This window comes from Brevundimonas sp. (genome assembly GCF_027484365.1).
Lineage (GTDB): Bacteria > Pseudomonadota > Alphaproteobacteria > Caulobacterales > Caulobacteraceae > Brevundimonas.
The window spans coordinates 14556-28550 of record NZ_JAIXTC010000021.1 but is presented as its reverse complement, the minus strand read 5'-3'; the positions used below and the strand labels follow the sequence as shown (position 1 = coordinate 28550).

Genomic DNA, 13995 nt, shown 5'->3' with positions numbered 1-13995 from the left:
GTCGATGGAGTTGCGACCCTGGATGATCTGGATCGTGGCCGCGGTCCTCTATGGCGTTTTTCGCCTCTGGTATGACAACTGGAGGGGTCCGATCCGGAGGCATGAGATCGAGGCCATGATTTCCCGGGCGGAGGCGATCTGGCCGCCGGGGTTGAACGACATGGCCCAGATCCGTCGCTTCCTCGAAGAGGACGACGGCCGCGAATTCCTCATGGTCAATCTGATCCGCGTCCGGCCCGGTGCAGTGACCGATCCGGTCTCGGGCGAGAGCCGCAGCGGCCTCGCTCTTCTGAAGGCCTATTTCTCCGTCTTCGCCCCCACCCTGATCGCGAACGGGGGGCTTCCGCTCCTGAGCTACCGAAAGATCTCGGGTTACGTCGATGCCCTCAACGTACCGCCAGATCCGGGCTGGAGCATCGCCGGATTGATGCGCTATCGCAGCCGCAAAGACATGATGAAGCTGGCGACCGACGAAGCGTTCCTTCGCGCGCACGGGTTGAAGATGGCGGCCCTGACCCACGCCATGGCCTTTCCCGCCCAGCCGATCTCGACCCTGGTCGCGGGCCCGCGCACAGCGGTCGCCCTGGTGCTGGCCCTGTGTGCCGCCCTGTTCCAGCTGATCTGGACGGCCGGCTGATCCCGGCTAGACCCTGATCACCAGCTTGCCGAAGTTGGTCCCCGCGAACAGCATGTCGAACGCGACGGGGAAGCTCTCGATGCCCTCGACGACATGCTCCCTGAACTTGATCTGACCGGACATCATCCAGCCGGCCATCTCCATGATCGCGCTCAGGAACTGCTTCTGGTAGTCGAACACGACAAACCCCTCCATCCGCGCGCGATTGACCAGCAGGCTCATGTAGTTGGCCGGCCCGGTCATGCCTTCAGTGGCGTTGTACTGGCTGATGGCCCCGCAGATCACGACCCGGGCCTTCTGGGCCAGAAGACCCAGGCAAACGTCCAGAATTTCGCCGCCGACATTGTCGAAATAGATGTCGATCCGGTCCGGACAGGCGGCCTTCAGCTGTTCATGCAACGAGCCCGACCGGTAGTCGATGCAGGCGTCGAACCCCAGTTCCTCGACGACGTAGCGGCATTTCTCGGGTCCCCCGGCCAGACCGACCACCCGACACCCCTTGATCTTCGCAATCTGTCCGACAACGGCTCCGACAGCGCCGGCTGCGGCGGAGACAACCACGGTCTGTCCGGCCTCGGGCTTGCCGATGTCCAGCAGTCCGAAATAGGCGGTCATGCCCGGCATCCCGAGGCCGCCGAGGAAGGTCGAGGCCGGAGCAAGAGACGGCTCGATCTTGTTGAAATCCTTGGCGACGACCGTGGCGTCCGTCTGAACCCCCGTGAGGCCCATCACGATCTCCCCGACCTGGAAGCGATCGGACGCCGTGGCCGTCACTTCGCCCACGCCGATGGCCCGCATAACCTCGCCGATCCCGACAGGCGGGACGTAGCTGCGACCGGCGTTGATCCATCCCCGCATCGCAGGGTCGAGCGAGATGTGGGTCACGTTCAGCCGGATCTCTCCCTCTTCCGGATCGCGGCCGGCGTCGTGGGTCGTCGTCCAGGTGTCTGCATCAGCCGATCCAACGGGACGCTGCGCGAGACGGATCTGGGTCGGTCGGGTCATGGGTAGCTTTCGTAGATCGGGGTTGCGGCAGTCTATATATTGGCACTAACTATGCCATAATCAGTGCATCGGAAAGACACCATGAGCAGTGGACGACTCGAGGGCAAGGTCGCCCTCATCACCGGGGTTGCGGGGGGCATCGGCCTGGCGATGGCCCGTCGTTTCGTGGCGGAAGGGGCGCGGGTGTTCGGCGTCGACCGTTCCCAGCGTCGCCTGGATGCGGCGCTCGAGGGCTTCGATCAAGCCTCCGAGCGGATCGCGTTCCATCGCGCCGACGTGGCCGATGAGGCCTCGGTTGAGGCCTTCGTCACGGCCGCCGCGGAGCGCTTCGGCGGACTGGACGTCCTGGTCGCCAATGCCGGGGTGGGCGGCTGGATGGTGCCGATCCAGGGCACGGAGGTCGCCAATTTCATGGAGACGATCCGGATCAATCTCCTGGGGCCCATGCTGCTCATCAAACATGGCGCGCCGCGACTGACCGCACAGCGGTCGGGCGCGATCATCGTCACGGCGAGTATCGCGGGCCAGCGCGCCAACTCCGGTCCGATCGACTACAGTGCTTCCAAGGCCGGCGTCATCAGCCTGGTCCAGAACACGGCCCAGTCGCTGGGGCGGAAGGGTGTACGCGTCAACGCGCTTTGCCCGGCCGGCACCGCCACGCCGATGACCAAGCCCTCGTTCGACTTTCTCGAGGCGGCAGTTGGCACAAATCCGCTCGCGGACATCAATCCGATGCGCCGGATCGGGGCGGCAGAGGACATGGCCGATGCGGCCCTGTTCCTGGCGAGCGACGAGTCCCGCTATGTCAACGGGCAGGCCCTGAACGTCTGCGGCGGCCTCAGCGCCGCCTTCCCTGCACCGGCGATCATCACCGACAACCTCTGACGGGCCGCAGAGGCGGCGGATCAGGCGACGCTCAGCATCACTCCGATGCGGGGCGGCGTCTGGCCGTTCAGCATTTCCACATAGGCGTCGCGGACGGTCTCCGCCCCCCGGCTGTGCCGCACCTCGAGCAGCGACCGGGCATCAGCCGCGACACGCGCGCTGGCCTCAAGCGCGCGCTGCATCACGACCCCGGGGCCCCAGTCCTGCTCGCGCTTGCCGAACTGGGCGGGCGCGAAGAAGAAGGTGGGCTTTGCACCTTGCGTCTCGCCCTTGTGCCGTTTGGCGTCCCAGTGGGTCGCCCCGACGATGGAGCTGAGCACCACGTCCTTGCCCAGATGGTCGTCGACCGCCTGGATCACCGCGCCTGACCCCGACATGTCCACAAGTGCGGTCGGTATGCCGGTCTCAAGGGTGCCGATCTGGTCGTAGGTGATGACCCGGTCATAGAGGCCGAGGCCGGTTGTGAACGCGACATTGCCGGGCGACGTCAGACCGATGATCTCGAGAGTCCGCCCGGGGGCCTTTGAGAGCAGATGGGCGAGGCCGAAGGCAGTCTTGGACGAGGCGCTGCCGATCAGGACGCGGGTCGCACCGAAATTGGCGTTGTCTTCCAGATAGTCCGAGAGAATGTATGAGGTGGCGAAGAGGGGGAACAACAGGCACCGCTCGTCCCCCATGGCGGCGATCTCGGGTGGGTCCCCGGCGGTCCGGACATAGCGGTTGTAGAGGCCCGGCAAGGGGCGGCGATGCTCGGCGAAATCCATGAAGGCGCTCGCCGTCACTTTTCCGGGCTGAAGCACGACGTGTGACGCCATGGGGAAGAAGCCGTACAGGCGCTCCCCCTCCGGAATGTCTGGGCATCTGGACGCGACCACCGTCCCATAGCCCCAGACCGGAACGACGCCCCAGTCGGCGTCCACGGGGAAGAAGCCCCAGTAGCCGATGAAATCACCGGTGACGGCATAGCTGATGTTGTTGGCCGTCAAGGCGAACCGGTCGACGGACACCACCACCTCGCCAACCGCCAGTTCGGGCAGGGGCCGGTTTACGATCCGCGTGGTGTGCAGGTCGTTCCTGCGCACCTGGATCTGGGTGATCTCGTTCACGATGAAGCTCCGGTCTCGATCTTGTCTGGCATGATTATTATGGCATCCTGTGTGACGAAACAACAGAGGTGCCCGCAATGAACGCCAGTCCCGCCGTACAGGTCAGAAACGCACTCTACCCGGTTTCCGAGGCCCAGAAGAAGGGCATGTTCGAGGCGGGGCCTTCCGGGCCGATCGTCATGGTCAATCTGCTCAAGTTCCGTGACCGCGCCGTCTATGAGGACGGGCGGCCCTGCGACCTGACCGGGCGCGAGGCCTATGCCCTTTACGGGGCCGAGGTCGGTCCGATGATCACGGCCTTCGGCGGCAAGGTGCTGTTTGTTGGCGACGTCACCTGGCTGGCGATCGGTGAGGTCGACAGGCTTTGGGATGAGGTCGCCCTGGCCCAGTATCCCGACCGCGCCGCCCTGACGGCCATGAGCACCTCGGCCGAATGGCGTGCGATCTCGGTGCACAGGGCGGCTGGTCTGGAAGGCCAGCTCAATATCGAGACCGTCCTGCCGGCGTGGCTCAGGACGCGCCAGGGCGGGTGAGTCCCGCTGGTCGGCCGACGGAGGGACGCCCGATTTCCCTCAGCGCCCCATGAAGGAGAGTATGGCGCGCGCCGCTTCCTCCGGTGCATCTTCCTGCAAGAAGTGGCCGGCCTCCGGCAGGTGAAGGTGAGGCTGCCCCGCCGTTCCGGGGATCTCACGCTGAAGGCGCCGATCGCCGCCGGGAGTCACCACGTCCTTCCCGCCCCAGACGGTCAGGAAGGGCTTGTTGAAACGCTTGAGTTTTTCGCGGATCTCGCGGTTCAGCGGCACGCCGGGATTGTCTTCGAAGATGGCGATTAGTTGCGGGAAGGCGACGATTCCCGCCTGGTAGGCCGGCTCCGGGAAGGGGGCCTTATAGGCGGCCATCATGGCGGGGGTGAGGGGAACCGTCATCCCGCCCTGCATGACGGCGTCGAACGGAAATTCCGGCAGGACCGCCATCATCGCCAGCCAGTTCCGCAGCATCTCATTGCCGCCTTCGCCTGCCGGCACGCCGGTGTTGCATGCGATCACCCGGTCGAACCGCTCGGGCATGTTGGCGACCTGGGCAAGGCCGATCGTTCCTCCCCAGTCCTGACAGAAGAGGGTCAGCCCCTTCAGGTCCAGCGCGGCCATCCAGCGACCGATCCAGTCATAGTGACGGGCAAGGGTGTAGTCGGACTTTTCGGCCGGCTTGTCGGATCGGCCGCATCCGACCAGATCCACAGCCATGACCCGACAGCCGGCGGCGGCCAGGATCGGGATCATCCTGCGGTACAGATAGGCCCAGGTCGGATTGCCGTGCATCAGCAAGACCGGCGGTCCATCTCGCGGACCCTCGTCGACGTGGTGGATCCGGATGACGGTTCCGTCCGCGTCGGCGATTTCGGTGTAGTGCGGCGCGAAATCATAGCCTTCCAGATTCGCGAAACTGGAATCGGGCGTTCTCAAAAGCCGCATGGCAACCTCCTGAATATTGCACGCAGGATGCCAATATAATCCCGTGCGTCAATCTCGCGATGTGGCCGGGCCTTGCTGTGAAGGAGGTGCAGTCGGGGTTCATGACGCGTAGCCGCCGTTTCACCGCGCCAGTGAACGCGTCACTATTGGATGGTTCGCCGATGGGCTCTGTGGTCGCGACGAGCGTGGCGTCGGCCTGATCCCGGCCGGTCTCCACCGAAGACGGCCAGGCCGCCGAGTGAGGTGATGTCTCGTGCAGCTGATTTTGTTCTGGCGTCACAGCGTTCCAGCGCCTGCGTTGCAGAGCCGGAATCAGGTCGAGCGTATCCCATCGTTCGGGCCTGATCCCAGGGTCAGAACCAGCACCGGATCGCCGGCCGCCAGAGCAGGACTATGGGGCGGTCGCCGAAGCAGGCAGTCTGCCTGGGCCATCGTCGTCACCATCGACGAGTCCTGATCGGGCAAGGCCTCGGCCCTGGGGCGGCCGTCCGCATCGTAGACAATGCGACCGCGCATATAGTGATCCCGAGGCCCGTTCGCGGGCATGGCCGCAGCGACGGGCAGACGTTGAAACGCCGGTTCCGATGCTCCGCCCTGAAGGGCGGCGAGAAGCGGCGCGAGGAAAAGTTCCGCGCAGACCAGGGCCGAGACCGGATTGCCCGGCAGGCCCAGAATGGCGCGGCCGTCGGGCAGGGTGGCGAACCAGACCGGTTTGCCCGGGCGCATGGCGCTGCCCTCGACCACAAGGATCGCGCCCCTTGACCGGGCCGCCGGCTTCAGCAGGTCGTGATCGCCGACCGAGGCCCCGCCGATGGTGACGATCAGGTCTGCTTCGGTTGTCGCCAGGGTCGCGGCGATCCCCGCCAGCGTGTCTCCAACAAGAGGCAGGCGGCGGACCTCCGCCCCCGCGCGGCGGGCGACCAGGGCCACGCCAGGACCCGCCGCGTCGCTGATCTGATGCGGTCCAGGAGCGGTGCCGGGTTCCACCACCTCGTCGCCACCGGCCAGTATGGCCACCCTGGGACGGCGCGCGCAGGTCAATTCGGGCCGGCCGGCCGAGGCGGCAAGGGCGACCCGCCAGGGGTTGAGCGCCTGGCCCGCCTCCAGCAGACCGGCGCCTGCCGCATAGTCGGACCCGCGCGGGCGAACCCAGGCCGGTGCGTCCGGTGCGCTCTGGACCGTCAGGCGGTCGCCGTCGCGTGTCGCCTCTTCCTGGATCACCACGCGGTCCGCGCCGGGCGGCAGCGGCGCGCCGGTGAAGATGCGGACGGCCTCGCCCGGACCCAGGGGCATGGCCCGGCCCCGTCCCGCGACACTCTGTCCGACAATCGACAGCGACGCGAGGCCGAGGTCGGCTGTCCGCACCGCCCAGCCGTCCATGGCCGAGGCGTCGAAGGGGGGCTGATCCCGTGTCGCGGTCACAGCTTCGGCCAGCCAGCGGCCGTCGGCCTCGATCAACGGCACCGGCTCTGGAAGCAGCGCCCTGACTGACGTCAGTATGGCCGTGCGGGCGGCCTCGACTGTGGGAAGGCTCATGCCTGGGTCCAGTCGCCGGATGCGCCGCCGGACTTGGCGACCACCCGGACCGCCTCGATCGTCATGCCGCGATCGACGGCCTTGAGCATGTCGTACAGGGTCAGGAGGGCCACGGTCCCGGCCGTCAGAGCCTCCATTTCGACCCCTGTGCGACCGGTCGTGCGGGTGGTGGCCGAGACTGACAGGCCCGATCCGTCCGGACTGGCCTCGACCGTCACCACGACGGCGTCCAGCGGCAGGGGATGGCACAGGGGGATCAGGTCAGCGGTTCTCTTGGCCGCCATGACGCCGGCGATCTCGGCGACGGCGCGCACGTCACCCTTTTTCGCGGCTCCTGACAGGGCAAGGGCGAGGGTGGCGGGTTCCATGATGATCCGGCCCTCGGCGCGGGCCTCGCGGACGGTCACGGCCTTGGCCGACACGTCGACCATACGGGCGCGGCCGTCGGCGTCGATATGGGTCAGGCCTGTCATGTCCCCGGCCATCAGACCTCCAGCAGCCGGGGCATGAGTTCGACCAGGTTGCAGGGACGGTGACGGCTGTCGAGCTGCCAGCGGATGACCTTGTCCCACCCGTCGCGCACGGCCCCGTTGGAGCCGGGCAGGCAGAAGACGAAGACACCGTTGATGATCCCCGCGGTCGCCCGCGACTGCAGCGTGGACAGGCCGATGGTCTGGTAGCTGACGGTGTGGAAGATCACCGAGAAGCCGTCGATCCGCTTGTCGAACAACGGCTCCAGCGCTTCGGGCGTCACGTCGCGACCGGTCAGGCCGGTACCGCCGGTGGTCAGGATCGCGTCCACCGTTCCTGACGCAATCCAGCGCGTGACCTGAGCCCGGATGGCATCCACGGCGTCGGGGACGATGGCTTTGTCGACACAGACATGGCTCGCCGCCGCGATCCGTTCCGCGAGGATCGCGCCGGAGGTGTCGCTGTCGTGGTCGCGGGTGTCCGATATCGTCAGGACGGCGATGCGCACCGGCGTCACGGCCTGATCGAGCAGCAGCCGGCCGCCGGGCGCGGGCAGGGTGTCGGAAGACGGGATGTCGGTCATTCGGCAGGCTCCGGTTCGGTCCAGCGGGCGGCGTCGGCGTGGTCCGATGGGCGAGGCTCGATCCAGCGACGGCCGTTCGGGCCGTCCTCGCGTTTCCACAGGGGCGCACGGGTTTTCAACTGGTCCATCAGAAAGTCGGCCGCCTCGAAGGCGGCGCGTCGGTGTGCGGCCGCCACGGCGACGAAGACGATGGGCTGGCCAACCCCGACTTCGCCCCATCGGTGGACCGCCAGGACGTCGACAACGTCGAAGCGCGCGCGGGTGCTCGCCTCCAGTTCGGTCATCACGGCTTCGGTAAAGCCGGGCCAGGCGTCGAGGGTCAGGGTCGTCACCGGGAGGCCCTCGCTGGCCGCCCGGCACAGGCCGGTGAAGCTCACGACCGCGCCGACATCCGTGCGGTCGCGGCAGAACGCCTCAAGTAGTGCCCCGGGATCGACCGGCCCGGCCTCAAGTCGGACCATGTTCAGCCTCCGCTGACCGGTGGGGCAAAGGCCACCTCGTCGTCCTTGCCGACCGGATGATCACCGCGCACCACCACCTGGTTCAGCACCGTCATCAGGCCCGGGCGCGCCAGCCGCTCCGCCAGCCGCTCGTCTCCGGACAGAGAAAGGCGCAGGGCCTCGATCGTGTCGCCCTCTATGTCCCGGTCGCGCCATCCGGCGGCATCGGCGAGGGCCCCGAACAGAAGCACACGCGCCATGCTCAGCCTCCCGTTACGGACATGGACCGCCGTACGGCGGGCGCGACGTCGAGGCCGATACGGAAATCGTGCGCCTTGGGCTTCCGGGCAACGGCGGCGCGGATGGCCTCGGCTACCGGACCGTCGTCGGTGTGAGCGCGTAGGGTTTCGCGCAGGTCGGCGTGATCGTCCTGACCGAGGCAAAGGAACAGCGTCCCGGTGCAGGTCACCCGCACCCGGTTGCAGTCGCCGCAGAACGTATGCGTTAGGGGCGTGATGAACCCGACGGTCCCGCCGGTCTGTTCCACGCGGGCATATCGGGCCGGGCCACCGGTCCGCCGGACCAGCGGTGTCAGGGTCCAGCGGGTCTCAAGGTCGCGGCGCACGTCGCTCAGCGACAGGAACTGGCCGGTCCGGTCGGCCTCGATCTCGCCCATCGGCATGGTCTCGATCAGGGTGATCTCCATGCCCAGATTGTGCGCCCACTCGATCATGGCCGGCAGATCGGCGCCGTTGTCCTGTTTCAGGGCGACAGTGTTGATCTTGATCGCAATCCCGGCGCCGCGGGCGGCCGCCAGTCCTTCAAGCACCTTGGCCAGATCCCCGCCGCGGGTGATCCGCCGGTAGGCGGCAGGGTCAAGCGTATCCAGCGAGACATTGATCCTGCGCACCCCGTGGCCCGCCAGAGCTTCGGCGTGCTCGGCCAGACGGGTGCCATTGGTGGTCAGGGTCAGCTCGTCCAGCGCCCCCGAAGCCAGATGCCGCGACAGGCGCGCGACAAGATCGATGAACCCCTTGCGCACCAGAGGCTCCCCGCCGGTCAGACGCAGCTTGCGGGTCCCGAGGCCGACGAAGACCGAGCACAGCCGGTCCAGTTCCTCGAGGCTCAGCAGTTCGGCGCGCGGCAGGAAGGTCTGCCGTTCCGCCATACAGTAGGTGCATCGCAGGTCGCACCGGTCGGTGACCGAGACACGGACATAGTCGATCGTTCGGCCGAACGGGTCGACCATCGGCGTTGCGACGCGGCTGGACGCGGGCAGGACCGTCATGCTCATATCAGCATAACGAAGCCTGTGGCGGAGCAAAGTCATTTCTGGACCGATGATCGGACGGCGCGGCGTGCTGACCGGAGCCATGGCCCTCGTTTCCGGCTGTCGCCCCGCTGCACCCTTGCCGCTGACCCTGTTTGCGGCCGCCTCGCTCACTGACGCTGTGACCGAGCTTGCGGCGAAGTTCCAAGCCGAGGGGAGGGGTCCCGTGCGGACCGTGTACGCCGGCAGCGGGGAGCTGGCGCGTCAGCTCCTGGCGGGAGCCCCTGCCGACCTGGTGGTGCTGGCCGATGACCTCTGGATGGGCCGACTGGCGCGGGAGGGGGCGATCCGGGCCGACAGCCAGGTGACCCTGCTCACCAACAGTCTCGTCGTCATCGCGCCGTCCGATCGCCCGGTCGTGAATTTCGCCTGGCAAGGCCGGATCGCTATAGGCGACCCGGAGAGCGTGCCTGCGGGGCGCTATGCCCGCGAGATGCTCCAGCGATCAGGCGTCTGGGACGCAGTCTCGCCCAATCTGATCCTGGCGGGGGACGTCAGGGCCGTGCGCGGGTTCGTGGCCAGGGGCGAGGTCGACCTGGGGATCGTCTATCGCAGCGACGCGCTCGGCTACGACGGCGCGCGCGTCGTCAATGTGCCCGCAGCGGCGTTTCAGCCTGACATCGCCTATCCGGCCGCATTGACGGCGACGGCAGCAAGAGAGGCCGGGTCGTTGATGGCCTTTCTTCAGTCGGAGGCGGCGGGGGTGGTGTTCACCCGTCATGGATTCGGGCCGGGGCGATGAGATCGACGCGGCTGTGGTTCCAGATCCGGATCGGCGAAGGCCGGCTCGGCCCCGGCAAGGCGGAACTCCTGGCCCATATCCGGGACTCCGGTTCGCTCAGCGAAGCCGCACGACGGATGGGCATGTCCTATCGCCGGGCATGGACCCTGATGGAGGCGATCAACGACCTGACCGGGAAACCGGCTCTGGTGACCGCGCGAGGTGGGGCCCAGGGGGGCGGATCGCGACTCACCGAGCATGGCGAAACCCTGCTGGCCGCCTATGAGACGCTTCGGGCGGAGCTCGAGGCTGTCGCGGCGCCGACCCTTGCGCGGCTGGCGGCGCTGGACAGCGGCGATGAGTGACCTGTTCGCGCCCCTGACCGCGTTCGAGATCGAGGCGCTGGTTCTATCGTTGCGGGTCGGGGCGGTGGCCACGATCGCGACCCTGCCGGTCGCCGCCGGATTGGCTCTGGTACTGGCGCGGGGGAAATTTCCCGGACGCTGGATCCTGGAGGCATTGGTCAATCTGCCTCTGGTGCTGCCGCCGGTGGTGACCGGGCTTGGGCTGCTCCTGTTGTTCGGGGCGCGCGGACCAGTCGGTCGGTGGCTGTCGGAGACCTTCGGGATCAGCCTGTCATTCAGCTGGACGGGGGCGGCCCTGGCGGCTTCGGTGATGGCCCTGCCGCTGATGGTGCGACCGATCCGTCAGGCGATCGAGAGCATCGACCGGGGCGTGGAACAGGCCGCGGCGACACTTGGGGCACCGCCCCACTGGGTGCTGGCCACGGTCACCCTTCCGCTGGCGCTGCCGGGGCTGATCGCGGGCGGCCTGCTGGGTTTTGCGCGGGCGTTCGGAGAGTTTGGGGCCACGGTCACCTTTGTCGGGGCCATCCCGGGCGAGACGCGCACCCTTCCGGTCGCCATCTATGCCGTGCTGCAGCGGGTCGACGGGGAGGCGACGGCTCTGCGGCTGGCGCTTCTGTCGGTCATTGTCTGTGTGGCCGCCCTGCTGGCGACGGAATGGGTCAATCGCCGCCTGTTGCGACGGAGCGCAGTGATGTGACCATCCGGTGTGAGATCGTCGCGACCCGGGGCGATTTTCGCATCCAGGCGCGGTTCGAAAGCGCTGCGCGGATCGTGGCGGTGGAAGGCGCGTCGGGGGCCGGCAAGACCACCCTTTTGCACGCGATCGCCGGACTGATTCCGGTCGAGACCGGCCGGTTCGTGGTCGACGGAGAGACCATCCTGGACGCCGGATCGGGTCAGATGCCGCCTCCCCATAGGCGCAGGATCGGTTACGTGTTTCAGGATGCACGCCTGTTTCCGCATCTGACCGTGGCGGAAAACATCGACTACGGGTGCCGCTTCGCCGGGCGTCCCATCCATATTGCGCCCATACTGCGCCTGCTGGGGCTTGAACCTTTGTTGGGGCGTTGGACACGCAACCTCTCAGGCGGAGAGGCGCGGCGGGTGGCCATCGCCCGGGCCCTGGCGTCGGATCCGCGCCTGCTGCTGCTGGACGAGCCGTTCGCAGGTCTTGACGGGCCCCGGCGGGACGAACTTCTCCCCTGGCTGGCCGTCCTGCGCGACGAGACCGCCCTTCCGATGCTGCTGGTCTCGCACGACCCGCGCGACGCCGATCGCCTCGCGGATGATCGGGTCGTGATGGTCGATGGCCGGATCGATCGGCCGCTCGATTCAGACTGACTTCGATAACGACAATGGCCCCCGGACAGGCGCACGAGGCCGACAGCGCGGCAGAGGACAGGGAGCAGCCGGTCGGTGAAGGCGCGTCGCCTCGTTCTGAAGCGCGGCGCGGCCGGACCAGGAATCAGGGGGGCCTTGCAGCCGGCGGATGATCTCCGGCGGTATGGGCAACCGTCCGGAGAACGACGGCAGGATCGTCGGCGTTCGTCTGAAGGAGAGCCCTTCCGGCCTGCCAGCCGAAAACCGACAAGCGACCGCAGGATGCCCGCCTGAGGCGGCCGCGGGTGATCTTTCAGTCTGCCCGACCAGGCGACCGTGTAACCTTTCTGCCCGCTGGATCGAAACCACCGGAAATGGCGGTTTGCGCGCCGGTCGGATCGTGAGACCGTCCGCAGGCTGTCGGGGGGAACTGCATGACTGACCGTCCATTCGATGAGGCCGGGGGCGAGGCTCCGGAGATGCCGAGCCCGGGACCTGCAGACCGGCCCCTGCCCGGCGGACGCACCGACACCTGGCGCCACCCTGTGCTGGTCCGGATCAGCCACTGGCTGAACGTCGTGGCCGTCGTGGTGTTGATCATGAGCGGGCTGAACATCCTGCTTGCCCACCCTCATCTCGACTGGGGCGTGCGCACCAACTTTGCCGACCCGTGGCTGAGCATTCCCACGATCCCGAACTGGCTTCTGATCCCGCAGGGCCGCAACTTGGCGGAAGCGCGGCACTGGCACTTCTTCTTTGCCTGGTTGTTTGTCATCAACGGTCTGATCTACCTCGCCTATGGCTTCATCACCCGCCGGTTCGGGCGGCGGCTCTGGCCGACCGGAATGGACCTGAAGGGGTTCTGGCCTTCGGTGAAGGAACACGCCCGGTTTCACTTCCCGAAGGATGAGGAAGCCCGGACCTACAACGTCATCCAGAAGCTGACCTATGTGACGATGATCCTCGTGATCCTTCCCATGATGCTGATCACGGGCCTTTCGATGTCGCCGGGCTTCAACGCGATCGGCGGCATTCTTCTGGAGATCATGGGCGGACGGCAGTCGGCGCGGACGCTGCATTTCATCTCGGCAGGACTGATCGTGGGCTTCATCGTCATCCACGTGGGCCTGGTGATCTGGACCGGGTTCTACAACAACATGCGGGCTATGATCACAGGCTGGTTCGTGCTCGAGCCGACCACTCCCGCTGATGGAGAACCCAAATGAGCGCGCCTGCGATGAACCGTCGAACCTGGCTGGGTCGGGTCCTGGCGACCGCCGGCGTGATGGCCCTTGCCGCCTGCGAACGCGGCGTGTCGTTCAGTGAGCGGCTGAAGGTGTCCGCCGAGGCGCTGACGCGCCGGTCCCAGCGTCTGCTGGTGCCACGCGAGGCCCTGGCGCCCGAATACGACGTCTCCGAGATCAGTCCGGACTTCAAGCCGAACGGATCGATCGATCCGGCAGCGTCGGACTATGTGGCGCTGAGGGACGCGGATTTCGCCGACTACCGGCTGGAGATCGGCGGACTGGTCGAACGGCCCCTGTCGCTGTCGCTGGCCGAGTTGCGCACGCGCCCTGCGAGGACCCAGATCACCAAGCATGACTGCGTGGAAGGCTGGACGGCGATCGGCCAGTGGACTGGGGTCCGGCTGGAGACCCTGCTCGACGAGGCGGGGCTGAAGCCCGAGGCGAAATACATCGTCTTCCACTGTTTCGACGCCCTGACCCAGACGGAGGACGGGCCGCGCTATTACGAGAGCATCGACCTGGTCGACGCCCGCCACCCCCAGACCCTTCTGGCCTATGACATGAACGGTGAGGTTCTGGGCGTGCCCCACGGGGCGCCGCTGAGGCTGCGGGTCGAGCGGCAGCTGGGCTACAAACAGGCCAAATACATCCGTCGGATCGAGGCGGTCGCCAGCTTCGCCGACATCCAGGGCGGCAATGGGGGCTATTGGCCCGATCGCGGATACGAGTGGTACGCCGGAATCTGAGGGGCCGCGGAGGGACACCGGTGCCACATTGAGCCTGCTGACGCGCCTGCTGCATAACCAGCAGGTCGATCCCGGGACGAGCACCAGCGACGGCCGCCTCGGCGGCCGTGGTTGCCTGCAACCGTGTC

Annotated in this window: 18 protein-coding genes; 9 read left to right on the top strand and 9 right to left on the bottom strand. The window is 67.2% G+C overall.

All coding sequences use genetic code 11. From position 1 onward, the window contains the following. Positions 1-4 precede the first annotated feature (4 nt). A complete protein-coding gene (locus tag Q0044_RS10870; RefSeq protein ID WP_298162177.1) occupies positions 5-637 on the top strand; it encodes a hypothetical protein in 633 nt (210 codons plus the stop codon). Between the two features lie 6 nt (positions 638-643). Here Q0044_RS10870 and Q0044_RS10865 read toward each other — a convergent pair whose 3' ends face one another. Beyond that, on the bottom strand, positions 644-1642 hold the full coding sequence (locus Q0044_RS10865; RefSeq protein ID WP_298162175.1) for an NADP-dependent oxidoreductase: 999 nt from the start codon (positions 1640-1642) through the stop codon (positions 644-646). Between the two features lie 81 nt (positions 1643-1723). Between Q0044_RS10865 and Q0044_RS10860 the strand changes: the two genes are divergently transcribed. After that, positions 1724-2527, top strand: coding sequence for an SDR family NAD(P)-dependent oxidoreductase (locus Q0044_RS10860; RefSeq protein WP_298162174.1), 804 nt, complete (start codon positions 1724-1726; stop codon positions 2525-2527). Positions 2528-2547: 20 nt separating this feature from the next. Here Q0044_RS10860 and Q0044_RS10855 read toward each other — a convergent pair whose 3' ends face one another. Beyond that, complete coding sequence (locus Q0044_RS10855) at positions 2548-3633, bottom strand: DUF2855 family protein (RefSeq protein WP_298162172.1); 1086 nt, start codon at positions 3631-3633, stop codon at positions 2548-2550. Between the two features lie 77 nt (positions 3634-3710). On the opposite strand from Q0044_RS10855, the gene Q0044_RS10850 reads away from it, so the two are divergent. After that, on the top strand, positions 3711-4166 hold the full coding sequence (locus Q0044_RS10850; RefSeq protein ID WP_298162171.1) for a DUF1330 domain-containing protein: 456 nt from the start codon (positions 3711-3713) through the stop codon (positions 4164-4166). Between the two features lie 39 nt (positions 4167-4205). Here Q0044_RS10850 and Q0044_RS10845 read toward each other — a convergent pair whose 3' ends face one another. The 7 genes from Q0044_RS10845 to moaA all read right to left on the bottom strand — a co-directional run bounded on the left by Q0044_RS10845 (position 4206) and on the right by moaA (position 9423). After that, on the bottom strand, positions 4206-5105 hold the full coding sequence (locus tag Q0044_RS10845; RefSeq protein WP_298162170.1) for a haloalkane dehalogenase: 900 nt from the start codon (positions 5103-5105) through the stop codon (positions 4206-4208). Between the two features lie 312 nt (positions 5106-5417). After that, positions 5418-6641 carry a molybdopterin molybdotransferase MoeA gene (locus Q0044_RS10840; protein WP_298162167.1) on the bottom strand — a complete coding sequence of 408 codons (1224 nt, stop codon included), beginning with the start codon at positions 6639-6641 and terminating at the stop codon, positions 5418-5420. After that, positions 6638-7114, bottom strand: a complete 477-nt coding sequence (moaC, locus tag Q0044_RS10835; protein WP_298162221.1) for a cyclic pyranopterin monophosphate synthase MoaC — start codon at positions 7112-7114, stop codon at positions 6638-6640. Before moaC ends, Q0044_RS10840 begins: the two co-directional genes overlap by 4 nt. 11 nt (positions 7115-7125) lie before the next feature. Next, the gene (gene moaB, locus Q0044_RS10830) at positions 7126-7695 is read right to left on the bottom strand and encodes a molybdenum cofactor biosynthesis protein B (RefSeq protein WP_298162166.1); all 570 of its coding nucleotides are present in this window, start codon (positions 7693-7695) and stop codon (positions 7126-7128) included. Next, on the bottom strand, positions 7692-8156 hold the full coding sequence (locus tag Q0044_RS10825; protein WP_298162165.1) for a molybdenum cofactor biosynthesis protein MoaE: 465 nt from the start codon (positions 8154-8156) through the stop codon (positions 7692-7694). The genes moaB and Q0044_RS10825 overlap by 4 nt, the downstream gene beginning before the upstream one ends. 2 nt (positions 8157-8158) lie before the next feature. Next, positions 8159-8395, bottom strand: a complete 237-nt coding sequence (locus tag Q0044_RS10820) for a MoaD/ThiS family protein (RefSeq protein ID WP_298162163.1) — start codon at positions 8393-8395, stop codon at positions 8159-8161. Positions 8396-8397: 2 nt separating this feature from the next. Beyond that, positions 8398-9423 (bottom strand): GTP 3',8-cyclase MoaA, encoded by a 1026-nt coding sequence (gene moaA / locus Q0044_RS10815; RefSeq protein WP_524536169.1) that lies wholly within the window; start codon positions 9421-9423, stop codon positions 8398-8400. A gap of 85 nt (positions 9424-9508) precedes the next feature. Between moaA and modA the strand changes: the two genes are divergently transcribed. The 6 genes from modA (at position 9509) to Q0044_RS10785 (ending at position 13867) form a co-directional block, all read left to right on the top strand. Beyond that, a complete protein-coding gene (modA, locus tag Q0044_RS10810) occupies positions 9509-10207 on the top strand; it encodes a molybdate ABC transporter substrate-binding protein (protein ID WP_298162160.1) in 699 nt (232 codons plus the stop codon). After that, on the top strand, positions 10204-10551 hold the full coding sequence (locus Q0044_RS10805; protein ID WP_298162159.1) for a winged helix-turn-helix domain-containing protein: 348 nt from the start codon (positions 10204-10206) through the stop codon (positions 10549-10551). Before modA ends, Q0044_RS10805 begins: the two co-directional genes overlap by 4 nt. After that, positions 10544-11251: a molybdate ABC transporter permease subunit gene (gene modB, locus Q0044_RS10800; protein ID WP_298162157.1), complete on the top strand. Its 708-nt coding sequence runs from the start codon at positions 10544-10546 to the stop codon at positions 11249-11251. Before Q0044_RS10805 ends, modB begins: the two co-directional genes overlap by 8 nt. Beyond that, positions 11248-11895 carry an ATP-binding cassette domain-containing protein gene (locus tag Q0044_RS10795; protein ID WP_298162156.1) on the top strand — a complete coding sequence of 216 codons (648 nt, stop codon included), beginning with the start codon at positions 11248-11250 and terminating at the stop codon, positions 11893-11895. The genes modB and Q0044_RS10795 overlap by 4 nt, the downstream gene beginning before the upstream one ends. A 413-nt stretch (positions 11896-12308) precedes the next feature. Further along, positions 12309-13100 (top strand): cytochrome b/b6 domain-containing protein, encoded by a 792-nt coding sequence (locus Q0044_RS10790; protein ID WP_298162154.1) that lies wholly within the window; start codon positions 12309-12311, stop codon positions 13098-13100. Next, positions 13097-13867, top strand: a complete 771-nt coding sequence (locus tag Q0044_RS10785; protein WP_298162153.1) for a molybdopterin-binding protein — start codon at positions 13097-13099, stop codon at positions 13865-13867. Before Q0044_RS10790 ends, Q0044_RS10785 begins: the two co-directional genes overlap by 4 nt. Positions 13868-13995: the final 128 nt, after the last annotated feature.

What these genes read in the sequence shown, in the direction of transcription:
- moaC (WP_298162221.1), bottom strand. Translation starts at nt 7,114, where the DNA reads ATGACAGGCCTGACCCATATCGACGCCGACGGCCGCGCCCGTATGGTC.
- Q0044_RS10820 (WP_298162163.1), bottom strand. Translation starts at nt 8,395, where the DNA reads ATGGCGCGTGTGCTTCTGTTCGGGGCCCTCGCCGATGCCGCCGGATGG.
- Q0044_RS10870 (WP_298162177.1), top strand. Translation starts at nt 5, where the DNA reads ATGGAGTTGCGACCCTGGATGATCTGGATCGTGGCCGCGGTCCTCTAT.
- Q0044_RS10840 (WP_298162167.1), bottom strand. Translation starts at nt 6,641, where the DNA reads ATGAGCCTTCCCACAGTCGAGGCCGCCCGCACGGCCATACTGACGTCA.
- Q0044_RS10785 (WP_298162153.1), top strand. Translation starts at nt 13,097, where the DNA reads ATGAGCGCGCCTGCGATGAACCGTCGAACCTGGCTGGGTCGGGTCCTG.
- modB (WP_298162157.1), top strand. Translation starts at nt 10,544, where the DNA reads ATGAGTGACCTGTTCGCGCCCCTGACCGCGTTCGAGATCGAGGCGCTG.
- Q0044_RS10790 (WP_298162154.1), top strand. Translation starts at nt 12,309, where the DNA reads ATGACTGACCGTCCATTCGATGAGGCCGGGGGCGAGGCTCCGGAGATG.
- Q0044_RS10805 (WP_298162159.1), top strand. Translation starts at nt 10,204, where the DNA reads ATGAGATCGACGCGGCTGTGGTTCCAGATCCGGATCGGCGAAGGCCGG.
- modA (WP_298162160.1), top strand. Translation starts at nt 9,509, where the DNA reads ATGGCCCTCGTTTCCGGCTGTCGCCCCGCTGCACCCTTGCCGCTGACC.
- moaA (WP_524536169.1), bottom strand. Translation starts at nt 9,423, where the DNA reads ATGACGGTCCTGCCCGCGTCCAGCCGCGTCGCAACGCCGATGGTCGAC.
- Q0044_RS10845 (WP_298162170.1), bottom strand. Translation starts at nt 5,105, where the DNA reads ATGCGGCTTTTGAGAACGCCCGATTCCAGTTTCGCGAATCTGGAAGGC.
- Q0044_RS10865 (WP_298162175.1), bottom strand. Translation starts at nt 1,642, where the DNA reads ATGACCCGACCGACCCAGATCCGTCTCGCGCAGCGTCCCGTTGGATCG.
- Q0044_RS10860 (WP_298162174.1), top strand. Translation starts at nt 1,724, where the DNA reads ATGAGCAGTGGACGACTCGAGGGCAAGGTCGCCCTCATCACCGGGGTT.
- Q0044_RS10850 (WP_298162171.1), top strand. Translation starts at nt 3,711, where the DNA reads ATGAACGCCAGTCCCGCCGTACAGGTCAGAAACGCACTCTACCCGGTT.
- Q0044_RS10825 (WP_298162165.1), bottom strand. Translation starts at nt 8,156, where the DNA reads ATGGTCCGACTTGAGGCCGGGCCGGTCGATCCCGGGGCACTACTTGAG.
- moaB (WP_298162166.1), bottom strand. Translation starts at nt 7,695, where the DNA reads ATGACCGACATCCCGTCTTCCGACACCCTGCCCGCGCCCGGCGGCCGG.